Origin of the sequence: Exiguobacterium sp. UBA3491, from assembly GCF_002377745.1 — a bacterium.
In the GTDB taxonomy this organism is placed as follows: Bacteria; Bacillota; Bacilli; order Exiguobacteriales; family Exiguobacteriaceae; genus Exiguobacterium_A.
The window spans coordinates 121,279-135,667 of the sequence record NZ_DFQK01000028.1; the positions used below are offsets into that span (position 1 = coordinate 121,279).

Here is a 14,389-nt window from a genome sequence, read left to right on the forward strand (position 1 = left end):
TAAAACGCGCGCACTTTTTTATTTAGGAGGGACAGTTGTGATTCGTTTACAAGACGTAGGAAAGATTTATCGCTCAAAGCGCGGAGCGGTCGAAGCCGTCGCGAATGTCGATCTGACAATCGAGCGCGGTGAAATTTTTGGAATAATCGGTTATTCCGGAGCAGGGAAATCGACCTTGATCCGATTGCTGAATATGCTTGAAGCACCAACGAGTGGTTCGATCCAAATCGATGGTGTTGAGATGACATCACTAAAACCAAAGGAATTACGAGGCGTCCGTAAGAATGTCTCGATGGTCTTCCAGCATTTCAACTTACTCTGGTCACGAACAGTTGAAGAGAACATCATGTTCCCACTCGAGCTCGGTGGCTTCCCGAAAGCACACCGCAAGGAACGGGTAGCGGAACTGATCCAACTCGTTGGTTTGGACGGACGCGAAAAAGCTTATCCGTCACAATTATCGGGTGGTCAAAAACAACGTGTCGGTATCGCTCGGGCACTGGCATCGAACCCGGACGTTCTCTTATGTGACGAGGCAACAAGTGCACTCGACCCGAAGACGACGGACTCAATCCTTGAGTTACTCGTTGACATCAATGAAAAACTGAAACTGACGATCGTCTTGATCACACACGAGATGCACGTCATTCAAAAAATCTGTCACCGGGTCGCCGTCATGGAAGCCGGTAAAATCGTCGAGCAAGGACCGGTCACAGAGGTCTTCCGTCATCCGAAGCAAGCGATGACGAAGGAGTTCGTCAAACAATTGACGTCGCCTTCGGAAAATGAGTTGACGTTCGCGAAACTACGCGAACGGTACCCAACCGGAAAAATCGTTCAGTTGACGTTCGTCGGATCAACAGCGGAAAGCCCGATCCTCGCGGAAGTCATGAAGGATTCACCGGTCCTGTTCAACATCATCGGCGGAAACGTCGGTCAATCACAGGAAGGGGCACTCGGTACACTGTTCATTCAGTTGATCGGGGAAACAGAAGCAACACAAGCGGTCATCACGAAGCTTCAAGCCAGTGATGTTGAAGTGGAGGTGGATCACCGATGATATCATTCTTTGACAACCTAGATTGGGACATGGTGTGGGAAGCGACAGGCAGTACCGTCTATATGACGGCAATCGCTGGGTTTTCGACATTCGTTCTCGGTTTGATCATTGGTTTACTATTGTATGCGACAAACGAAGAGTTATTGTTCAAGAATCGGGCGTTCTATTCAGTGTTGAGCTTGATCGTCAACGTCTTCCGTTCGATTCCGTTCATCATCTTACTGATCTTATTGATTCCATTTACGACAGCGATCGTCGGTTCGTTCCTCGGACCAACGGCAGCATTACCGGCACTGATTTTCGGTGCTGCACCATTTTACGGTCGGATGGTTGAACTCGCGTTACGTGAAGTCGATAAAGGTGTCATCGAGGCAGCTGAATCGATGGGGGCGACGAAGTTCCAAATCATCTATAAAGTCTTAATCCCGGAAGCATTGCCTGCCATCGTTTCTGGTATCACGGTCACACTCGTCTCACTTGTCGGTTATACGGCAATGGCCGGAGTAGTCGGCGGAGGTGGACTTGGGGACATGGCCTTTATCGAAGGATTCCAGCGTTCTCAAAACGATGTCATCGTCATTGCGACACTCTTAATCTTAGCGATCGTCTTCGTCATCCAAATCATTGGTGATTTGCTGATCCGTGCGATCGATAAACGTTAATTCGAAACTTAATCATATTGGAGGAATCATTCATGAAAACTTGGAAAAAATTCGTAGGTACTGCTGCTGTATCCGTCTTAGCTATTAGTCTTGCTGCATGTGGCGAAAAATCATCAGGATCAGACAGCGACGACAAAACACTTGTCATCGGTGCTTCAAACGTACCGCACGCTGAGATTCTTCAGCACGTTAAAAAAGAATACGAAGCAAAAGGTTACAAGCTTGAAATCAAGAAGTTCCAAGATTACGTACTTCCGAACAAAGCGCTCGCTTCAAAAGAAATCGATGCGAACTACTTCCAGCACGTACCGTATCTTGAGCAACAAGAGAAAGAAAACAAATCGTATAAGTTCGCGAACGCAGGTGGCGTCCATGTTGAACCACTCGGTATCTACTCGAAGAAATACAAGTCACTCGATAAGTTGCCAAACGGTGCAACGATCTTAACGAGCTCAAACGTCGCGGAACGCGGTCGTGTCTTGACGTTCCTTCAAAACGAAGGGTTGATCAAACTCAAAGACGGTAAAACGACAGATGCACAACTCGGCGATATCGCGGAGAACCCGAAGAAACTTAAGTTCAAAACGAACATCGAAGCATCGCTTCTTCCGCAAGCTTACAAAAACAATGAAGGCGACGCCGTCCTCATCAACACGAACTATGCGATCGATAACGGTCTGAACCCGTTAAAAGACGCGATCGCTTCAGAAGATGAGTCTTCACCATACGTCAACATCATCGTCACACGTGACGGCGATGAGAAAGACAAGCGTGTCACGACACTTCTCGATGTCTTGCACGAAAAGAAAAACCAAGATTGGATCCTCGACAAGTACAAAGGTGCAGTCGTTCCAGTCAGCAAATAAGTTCACCGAATCCGGCATCCTTCCTATATAATGGAAGGATGCTTTTCATTTGTCTGAAACAGGGGTTAGGGGGAATCATATGCAACGCATTCGTCAACTGCATCCGTTGACACTCGGGGTCTTGTTCGGGACGTTTTTCTCGCGTCTCGGAACGTTCATCACGATGCCGTTCTTCGCCATCTACATGACGACCGTCCTGAAGTTTGATCCGGTCGATGTCGGCTGGGTCCTCAGTATCTCAGCGATCGCCAGCCTCATTATGAGTTTCATCGGTGGTACCTTGTCGGATCGGTATGGTCGCCGGGCGATGATGCTTGCCGGAACGATCGGATTCGCGATCGTCTTCATTGCGCTGGCACAAGTCGAGACGTTCTGGGCATTCTTTACGCTCAGTGCCTTGAACGGGGTCTGTCGCTCAATTTTTGAACCGTCCGCCCGTGCCTTGATCAGTGATACGACGGATGAAGCGAACCGGTTGTTCGTCTTCAATATCCGTTACGCGATGATCAACATCGCAGCAGCGATCGGACCGGGAATCGCTTTACTGCTGAGTGCAGGGAACACGTCCGCGACGTTTTACATCACGGCGTTCGTCTATATCGTGTACGGGGTGATGATTGGTATCTTATTCAAACGCCATCCGATCACCGAGACTCATGGTGGGAAAAAGGTGTCGTTTGGAGCAACGGTTCGTCTGTTGCGAACGGATATCGCCTTTACACTGGCACTTGCCGGCATCATCTTCGGCGTCTTTGGCTACAGCCAGTTCAACTCGACCTTGCCACAGTTCTTGACGGAGACGTCACTCCTTGAAGGCGGGAAGACACTTTATGCGATCTTGATCACGATCAATGCGATCACCGTCTTGATCGTGCAGTATCCGATCATGAAGTTTGGTGTCAAGACGTCACCACTCGTCTCGATCACGACCGGGATTGCGACTGTTGCGATCGGATTGTTCATCATGGGAAATGCGAACGCGATCTGGTTGATGATCGTCGCGATGTTCATTTTCACGTGCGGCGAAGTCATGATGTTCACGATGACTGATATCTTGACCGATCGGTTCGCAAAACCAGAATTACGGGGCAGTTATTTCGGGGCGATGGGCTTGACGTCGATCGGACAATCAATCGGTCCGATCGCCGGCGGACATTTGTTAAGTTTATATGGAGCGGACCGTCCGTTACCGATTTTCGGGATATTAGCGGGCTTGACATTATTCGGAATACCACTGCTCTTACTGTCACAACGGATTCATCGGGCTTCGACGATCGAGGAACTCGAGGAACCGGTGAAACTTTCGAATGATTCTCAACAAAACGCATGATTTTGAGAAAAATCAACGAGCGATGACGCTTGAATAATACGCGATGTTTCTTTAAGATTAGAATGATACTAAATTAGTAACGCTCGTGTTCTGAATCGTCAGTCACGAAATGAATAGATGGAGGGATTCTAACATGAAGGCTTCACACTTGAAGATTGAAGATCTACACGTCGCGATCGACGGCAAGGAAATCTTGAAAGGCGTCAACTTGGAAATCAAAGGCGGGGAAATCCACGCGGTCATGGGACCAAACGGGACAGGTAAATCAACACTCGCATCAGCATTGATGGGTCACCCATCGTACGAAGTGACATCTGGTTCAGTCACACTCGACGGCGAAGACGTCCTCGACATGGAAGTCGATGAACGCGCACAAGCAGGTATGTTCCTCGCAATGCAGTACCCAAGCGAAATCAGTGGTGTTACGAACTCAGACTTCCTTCGTTCAGCGATCAACTCGCGTCGTGAAGAAGGCGATGAAATCTCACTCATGAAATTCATCCGTGAACTTGATTCACAAATGGGACTTCTCGAGATGCCTTCAGAAATGGCACACCGTTACCTCAACGAAGGTTTCTCTGGTGGAGAAAAGAAACGTAACGAAATTCTTCAGATGATGATGCTTAAACCAGCAATCGCGATTCTCGATGAAATCGATTCAGGTCTTGATATCGATGCACTTAAAGTCGTTGCGAAAGGTGTCAACGAAATGCGTTCACCTGAATTCGGCTGCTTGATCATCACACACTATCAACGTCTCTTGAACTATATCGAGCCAGACTTCATCCACATCATGATGGGCGGAAAAATCGTCATGTCTGGTGGTAAAGAACTCGCACACCGTCTCGAAGCAGAGGGTTATGACTGGGTTAAAAAAGAACTCGGCATCGAAGACGTCGAAATCGAAACAAAAGCGTAAGACGAGGGAGGAAGCATGATGACTGTAGAACTGAATCTTGCAGTAAATCGCGAGGCAGTGGCAGAACGTGCGACTCGCTTAGGGGAACCATCTTGGATGGTCGCAAAGCGTCAAGACGCGCTTGATCTTGCCCCAACGCTCGCATTGCCAAAAGTAGAAAAAATCAAGATCGAAGGCTGGAACTTCACAGAAGGTACGACGGAACTTGAAACCGTCACTGGTCTTTCTTCAGATATCGAAGCATTGATCGGCGAAAACCGTGATCACATGCTCGTCACACGTAACGGACAACTTGTCCACGCGCAAAACAGTGAAGCGTCGAACGGCGTCATCTTCACGACGCTCGAAGACGCATTAAAACAACACCCGGAACTCGTCGAGAAGTACTTCATGACGGAAGGTGTTCAAGTCAACGAAGATCGTCTTGCGGCATTAAACGCAGCACTTCGTAACGGCGGTACGTTCCTTTATGTACCAAAAGGCGTCAAGCTGTCTGTACCAATGCAAGCGATCTACACGCTTGAGCAATCAGGCGCTGCCCTTTACCATCACGCAATCATTGTCGCAGATGCTGACAGCGAATTGACGTATATCGAAAACTTCGTCTCTTACGGTGACGAAGCGCATAACGTCAACGTCGTCACAGAAGTATTCGTCGAAGACAACGCAAAAGTTCTCTTTGGTGGTGTAGATACACTATCTAAAGGTGCCATCACGTATATGAACCGTCGCGGTGTCGTCAAACAAGGCGCAAAGCTCGAATGGGCACTCGGTCACATGAATGACGGTCACACGGTTACAGAAACAAAAACACACCTGNNATCGGAAACGATTCGTTCTCAGATACGAAAGCCGTTACGGTCGGTCGTGGAGAGCAAAAACAAAACTTCAACGTCCGTACGGATCATTTCGGTAAAGGATCAGAAGGTTTCATCTTGATCCACGGTGTCCAAAAAGACGCAGCAACATCGATCTTCAACGGAACGTCGATGATCCATCACGGCGCTTCGAAATCAAACGGCGTTCAAACGGAACGTGTCCTCATGTTGTCTGAAAAGGCACGTGGTGATGCGAACCCAATCCTCTTGATCGATGAGGATGACGTCATGGCAGGACACGCGGCATCTGTCGGTCGTGTCGATGAACTACAACTCTACTACTTGATGAGCCGTGGCCTTTCACGGAAGGAAGCAGAACGCCTCGTCGTTCACGGATTCCTCCAGCCGGTCGTCTCGGAACTTGCGATTGACTCGGTGAAAGAACGTCTCGTTCAAGTCATCGAAGGGAAAGTAAACTAATATGGGAATCGATGCATCCATCCGCAATCAGTTTCCGATCCTCGACCAACAGGTCAACGACCGGAAACTCGTCTATCTCGATAGTGCGGCCTCTTCGCAGAAGCCGCTCGTCGTCATCAATGCGATTGACGACTACTATAAGACGATTCATTCGAATGTGCACCGTGGCGTCCATACGCTCGGAACACGAGCGACGGATGCGTACGAAGGTGCGCGTGAGAACGTTCGTCGTTTCATCCAGGCGCAACACCATGAAGAAATTATCTTTACCCGCGGCACGACGACGGCGATCAACATCGTCGCGTCAAGCTACGGGATGGAGCATGTCGAAGAAGGCGACGAGATCGTCGTCACGTACCTCGAACACCATGCGAATCTCATTCCGTGGCAACAAGTCGCTAAACGCAAAAAAGCGAAGTTGAAATACGTTGATTTGACAGCGGATGGTCGCGTGACGGTCGAAGCGGTCGAAGCACAACTGTCCGACCGGACGAAAATCGTCGCGATGGCACATGTCTCGAACGTCCTCGGTACGATCAATCCGATCAAAGAAGTCGCACGTCTTGCGCACGCTCGAGGAGCCGTCATGGTCGTCGATGCCGCGCAAAGTGCACCGCACCAACGGATTAATGTTTCGGATCTCGACTGTGACTTCCTCGCCTTCTCTGCACACAAGATGTGTGGTCCGACAGGCGTCGGTGTCCTTTACGGGAAAAAGGCATTACTCAATGCGATGGAACCTGTCGAATTCGGTGGCGAAATGATTGATTACGTCGGTCTTGAAGAGTCGACGTTCAAACCGTCTCCATACCGTTTCGAAGCCGGTACACCAATCATCGCAGGTGCTGTTGGTCTATCAGCAGCGATTGATTTCTTAGAAGAGATTGGTCTAGAGAACGTCGAAGCACACGAACGTGAACTCGCGCAGTACGCGATGGCACAAATGCGTGACATCGACGGACTAACGATTTACGGTCCGGAAGAACGCGTTGGGCTCGTCACGTTCAATCTCGGTGATGTCCATGCACATGACGTCGCAACCGTCCTTGATATGCAGGGAATCGCGGTTCGCGCCGGTCATCACTGTGCACAGCCCCTGATGCGTTGGCTCGGAGCGAGCTCGACGGCTCGCGCTAGCTTCTATCTCTACAACACGAAAGAAGAGGTTGACGCACTCGTGACAGGACTTCGCCAAACGAAGGAGTATTTCAGTCATGGATTTTAACAATCTCGATCACTTGTATCGTCAAGTGATCATGGATCATTATAAAACTCCCCGAAATCGCGGTGCGATCGAGGGGGGCGTCACGATCGACATGAACAATCCGACGTGCGGCGATACGATTCGTCTCCAGCTCGCGATTGAAGACGATGTCGTCCGTGATGCGAAATTTGACGGGGAGGGCTGCTCGATCAGCATGGCGTCTGCTTCAATGATGACGCAACTCGTCAAAGGTAAGACTATCGATGAAGCCTTACGACTCGCGGATATCTTTTCGGACATGGTCCAAGGAAAAGACTATGACGACGAATCGTTCGACCTCGGGGACGTCGAGGCACTCTCGGGTGTCACGAAATTCCCGGCACGCATCAAATGTGCGACACTTGCCTGGAAGGCGCTCGAACGCGGCGTAGAAGAAGGGAAGTAAACTTCGGTCACAAGCAAGTAAGAGGAGGAAATGAACATGGCAAAGAACATGCCGGAAATTGGCGATTATAAATATGGTTTCCACGATCGCGATATCTCGATCTTCCGTTCTGGACGTGGCTTGACGACTGAAGTCGTCGAAACGATCTCGAAAATGAAGGAAGAACCACAATGGATGCTTGATTTCCGTTTGAAATCACTCAAGATCTTCAACGAACAAGCAATGCCAGCGTGGGGTGGCGATCTCTCAGAATTGAACTTCGACGATATCACGTACTACGTCAAGCCGTCTGAACGTGCAGAGAAATCGTGGGATGAAGTACCGGAAGAAATCAAACGTACGTTTGATAAGCTCGGTATCCCAGAAGCAGAGCAAAAATACTTGGCAGGTGTCTCGGCTCAGTACGAGTCAGAGGTTGTCTACCACAACATGAAAGAAGACCTCGAAGAAATCGGTGTCGTCTTCAAAGATACAGATACAGCCTTAAAAGAAAACGAAGATATCTTCCGTGAGTACTTCGGAAAATTGATTCCGCCAACAGACAACAAGTTCGCAGCCTTGAACACAGCGGTCTGGTCAGGTGGATCGTTCATCTACGTACCAAAAGGCGTTAAAGTCGACACGCCGCTTCAAGCCTACTTCCGGATCAACTCGGAAAACATGGGTCAATTCGAGCGGACGTTGATCATCGTTGATGACGAAGCATCGGTTCATTACGTCGAAGGATGTACAGCACCGGTCTACACGACGAACTCGCTTCACTCAGCGGTCGTTGAGATCTTCATCAACAAAAACGCTTACTGCCGTTATACAACGATCCAAAACTGGGCGAACAACGTCTACAACCTCGTTACGAAGCGTGCGATCTGTGAAGCTGGCGCAACGATGGAATGGGTCGATGGTAACATCGGTTCGAAACTGACGATGAAATACCCAGCCGTCATCCTCAAAGGTGAAGGTTCACGTGGTATGACATTGTCAATCGCAATCGCAGGTAAAGGTCAACACCAAGATGCGGGTGCGAAGATGATTCACTTAGCACCGAACACATCGTCGACGATCGTCTCGAAGTCGATCTCAAAACACGGTGGTAAAGTCACGTACCGCGGTATCGTTCACTTCGGACGTAAAGCGACAGGTGCACGTTCGAACATCGAATGTGATACGCTCATCATGGATAACCAATCGACGTCGGATACGATTCCGTACAACGAAATCCTCAACGATAACATTTCGCTCGAGCACGAAGCGAAAGTCTCGAAGGTCTCGGAAGAGCAATTGTTCTACCTCATGAGCCGCGGGATCTCACAAGAGGAAGCAACGGAAATGATCGTCATGGGCTTCATCGAGCCGTTCACAAAAGAACTTCCAATGGAATATGCGGTCGAAATGAACCGTCTCATCAAGTTCGAGATGGAAGGTTCAATCGGATAATTCGTCTTACTCTCTCATCTGCGGATGAGGGAGTTTTTTCATGGTTGGAGGAAAACGGGTATAGGAGGGAAAAAGGAGGGGTTACTATGCGTGACATCGTTTATTCCTTTCAAGTCTCACTTGACGGTTATATCGAGGATGCGTCAGGCAGCATCGATTTCGCTTCACCGGATGCGGAACTGCATCAATACTTTAATGATTATGAGAGAGCGTTCGATACCCATGTCTATGGACGTCGTTTGTATGAAATGATGCAGTACTGGGAGACAGCGGATCAAGAAGACGAGCCGATCATCGTTGAGTATGCGAAAACGTGGCAGGCGCTTGAGAAGATCGTCTTCTCGCGAACGCTCGACGCTGTCGAAGGAAAAGCGCGTCTAGCGACCACGTCGCTTGCCGAGGAACTTCAAGCACTAAAAGCCTTACCTGGCAAACAGATTGCGATCGGTGGGGCAACGCTTGCTGCTGAAGCGATTGAGCTTGGACTCGTCGACTGTTATCATGTCGTGATTTACCCGGTTCTCCTCGGAGGTGGAAAACGAATGTTTCCAGTATTTGATCAACCGCAACACTTAAAAATGATCAAAACACAACGCTTCGAATCAGGATGTATCATACTTGAATATGAACGTTTAAATTGAAGCATTGAAGAAGAAATCCCGGATTCTGCTATGCTATGATGAATAGGCAGAATAGAACACGCGAGGGGGAAGAGAGCATGATATATATCGGTGTCACGGGCTGGGGAGATCATGATAGTCTCTACTTGACCCCGCAAGATCGAAAAGAAAAACTAGCTGCCTATGCTGGGCATTTTCCAGCAGTTGAGGTCGACTCGACATTCTATGCGATTCAACCGGAACGAAACTACGAAAAATGGACATCTGAGACACCGGACGGGTTCCGCTTCATCGTTAAGGTCCACCGCGCGATGAGTGGGCACGACCGGGAAAATAAAAATCCGCTCGGACCAATTTTTGAACAATATATCGCGTCGATCGAACCGATGCGTAAGAGTGGAAAAATTGCGGCAATCCTTGTCCAACTTCCACCATGGTTCGATGTCAGTAAATTGCATTTGGAATACTTGCAAACGATCCGAAAATCGCTTGCTGGACTGCCAGTCGCGATCGAATTCCGAAATCCATCGTGGTATTCGGAAGCTTATCGTGAGCGGACGCTCCGTTTTTTGAGGGAACATCAGTTCATCCATACGATTTGCGATGAACCGCAGACCGAAGATGGTTCGGTGCCGTTCGTACCGGTCGTGACGCAGGAGACGGCATTCATTCGATTACATGGACGAAACAAGGCCGGTTGGTTAAAGAAACCGGGTCAAAGCAGCGACGATTGGCGAAAAGTCCGCTGTCTCTATCGGTACTCGGAAGATGAGCTACAGGAACTTGCAAGTCACGTCCGCGACGTTGCAGCGGAAGCAAAGGATGTCTATGTCTTTTTCAATAACAACTCAGCAGGAGATGCTGCCCCGAATGCGAAACGATTAATCGAAATTCTTGATCTCGACTATGAACTCGCGCCGCGACAAATCTCTTTGTTTTAAATCATCAAGGGGGGCTTCTGCATGAAGTTACACATCATTCACTATAATGATTTGCACTCACACTTCGACATGTGGCCTCGCTACATGTCATTCGTCAAGGAACACCGGACGTATGATTCGCTTGTTTTTGATTTAGGCGATCATGCTGATCGTGTCGATCCAGCGACGGAAGCGACAAAAGGAAAAATTAATACGCATTTATTGAACGCGTTGATGCCGACTGCTGTGACGATCGGAAACAATGAAGGGATTACGTTTCCGCACGACTGGTTAGCAGACCTCTATACGGAAGCAGACTTTCCAGTCCTTGTCTCGAATTTAGAAGCACCATTCGCCAAGCAAGGTGTCATTCATGAGTTACCGACGGGAAAAGTCGGTGTTTTTGGTCTGACGGCACCGTATATCGAACTATACGGTTTACTCGGTTGGACGATCGAAGAACCATTTGACGTCGCGGCGCGCGAGATCGAACGTTTGCGCCAGGAAGTCGACGTCCTGATTTGTTTAAGTCACCTCGGATTTTATCAGGATGAAGAACTTGCGATGCGCTTTCCAGAACTTGATTTAATCATCGGTGCGCATACGCATCATGTCCTCGATGATGGTGTCGTCAAGAACGGTGTCTTAATCACGCAAGCCGGAAAACACGGTCAGTATGCGGGTGAGATTTATATGAATACGGATACGGGTGAGAAAGAAGCAGTACTTCATTCCCTACACGATTACGTTGAGGATGAGGCAACAGCGAAATTACTCGATCGAGAACAATATCTGGCGGAACAACAGATGAAGGAACCGATTGGCGAGACAGCGGGTCTAGCCAATGATTGGTTCAGTGAGTCGCCGTTTTCACAGTTGCTCGTCGAGACGATGCGCGACTGGTGTGAGGCAGATATCGCTTGTGTACCAGCCGGTATTCTGCTCGGGTCGCTTCCACCAGGTCCCGTCTCTGTCTTTGATTTACATCGACTCTGTCCACATCCGATCAATCCTTGTAAAGTCACGATGACAGGAATGGAATTACAAACATTCCTCGATGAAGTCAACACAGAACAGTTCGAGCACTTAAAGGTTCGTGGTCTTGGATTCCGAGGAAAGTTGATGGGACGGATGCATTATGCTGGTTTGGCGGATCATCAACCGCTTGAGCTAACACGCGATTATTCTGTCGTCTTGCCGGATATGTTTACGTTCGGTCCATTATTCCCGGCCATCAAAGAGATGCCCAAAGAATATTTCATGCCTGAATTGTTGCGTGATTTGTTATTTGAACGCTTATCGGAGAAGTCGGAATATAATGAATTGCATGTTCGCAAACCCTGATTGTTTGTTATACTAAAGCAGACATGAATTGACTTTTTGGGGATGAAGGGGGAAGCGAAACCATGGGACGCGGAGAAATCCAACGTAAACCGGAATGGTTGAAAATCAAGCTGAATACGAATGAAACTTACACAGAATTAAAAAGTATGATGCGCGAGAAAAAGCTACATACTGTCTGTGAGGAAGCAAAGTGTCCGAATATCCACGAGTGTTGGGCGGTACGCCGGACGGCGACGTTCATGATTCTCGGAAGTATCTGCACACGTGCGTGCCGTTTTTGCGCCGTGACGACAGGACGTCCGAACGAACTCGATCTCGAAGAACCAAAACGCGTCGCGGAATCCGTTCGATTGATGAACCTGAAGCACGCGGTCATCACAGCGGTCGCACGCGACGATCTGAATGATTTCGGAGCAGGCGTTTACGCTGAAACCGTCCGTGAAGTGCGTCGGATGAACCCAGAGACATCAATCGAAGTCCTACCTTCAGATATGGGTGGGAACTTTGAGGCATTGAAAACGCTGATTGATGCACAACCAGACATCATGAACCACAACATCGAGACGGTCCGCCGTCTGACGCCGACCGTTCGTGCGAAAGCAACTTACGACCGGACGCTTGAATTCCTTCGTCGTTCGAAGGAACTCGCACCTGAAATTCCAACGAAGTCGAGCTTGATGCTTGGTCTTGGTGAGACATGGGAAGAGATTCTTGAAACGATGGATGATCTTCGCGCAAATAACGTCGACATCATGACGATCGGTCAGTATCTCCAACCGACGAAAAAGCACCTCGACGTCATCAAGTACTATACACCGCAAGAATTCGCTGAACTGAAGCAAATCGCGCTCAGCAAAGGGTTCTCGCACTGTGAGGCAGGTCCACTCGTTCGTTCATCGTATCATGCAGATGAGCAAGTCAACGCAGCGAAAAAGAATAAAACAGCACTTCCGATCGATTAACGATCAACGACCGTTCGAGCAGCTGACTCGGACGGTTTTTCGTCTGTCAGGAGAAATGGAATATGCTATGATAAGAACAGCAGGAGGTGGGAATAATGATACAAGTCAATCGGGAACGTTATGAAGTCGTCGAAGAGAAACGGGAAGGCTTTAATGAAGAAGCCTTCATCGGTCGTTTCAGCGATGTCCTTGAAAAATATGATTATATCGTGGGCGACTGGGGGCACGGTCAATTACGACTACGTGGCTTCTATGAGGATCAACACGAGAAAGCGACATTCGATACGAAGATTTCGCATGTTGCTGATTATCTCTACGAATACTGTAACTTCGGATGTGCCTATTTCATCGTCAAGAAGGTCGGATTGGTAGAAGGAGAAGAAGCACCACCTCGCTTCGACGGTTCTTCATCCAATACGTTGAAGTTGGAACGGAAGTTCGCACCTGCACCAGAGAAGACGGAAAGCGAGTAATCAAACTGTCATACAGAAAAGCGTTTCTAGTGGACGGAATTCGGCTATTACTATAAGTATCATGCACCTATAGGGGGAATCATCCATGCGAATCGTTGGAATTTACTCATCCGTACCAGAAGTCGTCAGTGCCGTGCACGATCTCCGTGTTGCCGGTGTCGTCTCGACTGATTTAAAAGTCTTAGCACACGACAAATACGATCTCGAACAAATCGAGGAACTAGCGGATCTAAACAACCAACAGACATCTACGCGTCTGTCGCAGGAAGATCATCGTAATCTATGGCAGGAAATCAAGAGTATCTTCAAAAAAGATGAATCAGTCTCTCATGGAGATGCCATCCACGGAAGTGGCTTGACGAAGGAAGACGTCGATCGTGCGAATCATGCGGTCGAAAGTGGTCAATTCGTATTACTCGTCGGTGATGAAGCGGATCAGCATTCAGAACGCCGTGCCCATGACGAGTCAGACAATACGAACGTCTTCAGCGGACCAAACACACTAAATGAACGAAACGATCGTCTCTTATAAGAAAAAGCCTTCGTCCGCGGACGAAGGCTTTTTTCATAGACCGATATAAGCGCGCAGATACATCTCGAGTTCCGTTGCCGCATCGTCTTCGACGTCAAACGCTGTCGCGATGTAGCCCGGTTCATCAAAATCGTCCGCACCGATGATCGCATAGCGATTCGATAAGAGATTCAAGACGAGAATCTTACCGTAAAAATGCTCCGAGTGGGTGATGGCGAGATCAAACCGACTGGCTTCTCCAATCCAACTGACGAAGCGTGTCTTCGTTTGTTCGACATCATCATATAAAAAATCACGTTCTTCCATCATTCAGCTTCCCT

The 14,389-nt window shown here is 48.7% G+C and carries 15 protein-coding genes and 1 pseudogene; 15 read left to right on the forward strand and 1 reads right to left on the reverse strand.

Annotation, left to right across the window (positions count from 1 at the left end):
• The first annotated feature begins 37 nt into the window (after nt 1-37).
• From B4F99_RS10410 to B4F99_RS10480, 15 genes and pseudogenes are all read left to right on the forward strand, one after another.
• Nucleotides 38-1,060, forward strand: a complete 1,023-nt coding sequence (locus tag B4F99_RS10410) for a methionine ABC transporter ATP-binding protein (RefSeq protein ID WP_290757630.1) — start codon at nt 38-40, stop codon at nt 1,058-1,060.
• Nucleotides 1,057-1,722 (forward strand): methionine ABC transporter permease, encoded by a 666-nt coding sequence (locus tag B4F99_RS10415; protein WP_214727833.1) that lies wholly within the window; start codon nt 1,057-1,059, stop codon nt 1,720-1,722. The genes B4F99_RS10410 and B4F99_RS10415 overlap by 4 nt, the downstream gene beginning before the upstream one ends.
• Before the next feature lie 32 nt (nt 1,723-1,754).
• Entirely contained in the window at nt 1,755-2,588 is an 834-nt protein-coding gene (locus tag B4F99_RS10420) for a MetQ/NlpA family ABC transporter substrate-binding protein (RefSeq protein WP_290757636.1), read from the forward strand.
• A 79-nt stretch (nt 2,589-2,667) separates the two neighbouring features.
• Nucleotides 2,668-3,918 (forward strand): MDR family MFS transporter, encoded by a 1,251-nt coding sequence (locus tag B4F99_RS10425; protein ID WP_290757639.1) that lies wholly within the window; start codon nt 2,668-2,670, stop codon nt 3,916-3,918.
• A 133-nt stretch (nt 3,919-4,051) separates the two neighbouring features.
• Nucleotides 4,052-4,837, forward strand: a complete 786-nt coding sequence (gene sufC / locus B4F99_RS10430; protein ID WP_023469158.1) for a Fe-S cluster assembly ATPase SufC — start codon at nt 4,052-4,054, stop codon at nt 4,835-4,837.
• Nucleotides 4,838-4,855: 18 nt separating this feature from the next.
• A pseudogene (gene sufD, locus B4F99_RS10435) lies at nt 4,856-6,135 on the forward strand (Fe-S cluster assembly protein SufD).
• Nucleotide 6,136: 1 nt separating this feature from the next.
• Entirely contained in the window at nt 6,137-7,360 is a 1,224-nt protein-coding gene (locus B4F99_RS10440; RefSeq protein WP_290757642.1) for a cysteine desulfurase, read from the forward strand.
• Nucleotides 7,350-7,784, forward strand: a complete 435-nt coding sequence (sufU, locus tag B4F99_RS10445; RefSeq protein ID WP_035406013.1) for a Fe-S cluster assembly sulfur transfer protein SufU — start codon at nt 7,350-7,352, stop codon at nt 7,782-7,784. The genes B4F99_RS10440 and sufU overlap by 11 nt, the downstream gene beginning before the upstream one ends.
• A 36-nt stretch (nt 7,785-7,820) precedes the next feature.
• A complete protein-coding gene (sufB, locus tag B4F99_RS10450) occupies nt 7,821-9,218 on the forward strand; it encodes a Fe-S cluster assembly protein SufB (protein ID WP_023469154.1) in 1,398 nt (465 codons plus the stop codon).
• An 86-nt stretch (nt 9,219-9,304) separates the two neighbouring features.
• Nucleotides 9,305-9,859, forward strand: a complete 555-nt coding sequence (locus tag B4F99_RS10455; RefSeq protein WP_214852615.1) for a dihydrofolate reductase family protein — start codon at nt 9,305-9,307, stop codon at nt 9,857-9,859.
• Nucleotides 9,860-9,936: 77 nt separating this feature from the next.
• Entirely contained in the window at nt 9,937-10,779 is an 843-nt protein-coding gene (locus B4F99_RS10460) for a DUF72 domain-containing protein (RefSeq protein WP_290757647.1), read from the forward strand.
• 21 nt (nt 10,780-10,800) lie between these two features.
• Nucleotides 10,801-12,102: a bifunctional metallophosphatase/5'-nucleotidase gene (locus B4F99_RS10465; protein WP_290757650.1), complete on the forward strand. Its 1,302-nt coding sequence runs from the start codon at nt 10,801-10,803 to the stop codon at nt 12,100-12,102.
• Between the two features lie 62 nt (nt 12,103-12,164).
• A complete protein-coding gene (lipA, locus tag B4F99_RS10470) occupies nt 12,165-13,064 on the forward strand; it encodes a lipoyl synthase (RefSeq protein WP_023469150.1) in 900 nt (299 codons plus the stop codon).
• A 95-nt stretch (nt 13,065-13,159) separates the two neighbouring features.
• On the forward strand, nt 13,160-13,537 hold the full coding sequence (locus B4F99_RS10475) for a YutD family protein (protein ID WP_290757653.1): 378 nt from the start codon (nt 13,160-13,162) through the stop codon (nt 13,535-13,537).
• An 85-nt stretch (nt 13,538-13,622) separates the two neighbouring features.
• Nucleotides 13,623-14,069 (forward strand): general stress protein, encoded by a 447-nt coding sequence (locus B4F99_RS10480; protein ID WP_214727844.1) that lies wholly within the window; start codon nt 13,623-13,625, stop codon nt 14,067-14,069.
• Between the two features lie 33 nt (nt 14,070-14,102).
• Here B4F99_RS10480 and B4F99_RS10485 read toward each other — a convergent pair whose 3' ends face one another.
• Nucleotides 14,103-14,378: a DUF3055 domain-containing protein gene (locus B4F99_RS10485; protein ID WP_023469147.1), complete on the reverse strand. Its 276-nt coding sequence runs from the start codon at nt 14,376-14,378 to the stop codon at nt 14,103-14,105.
• Nucleotides 14,379-14,389: the final 11 nt, after the last annotated feature.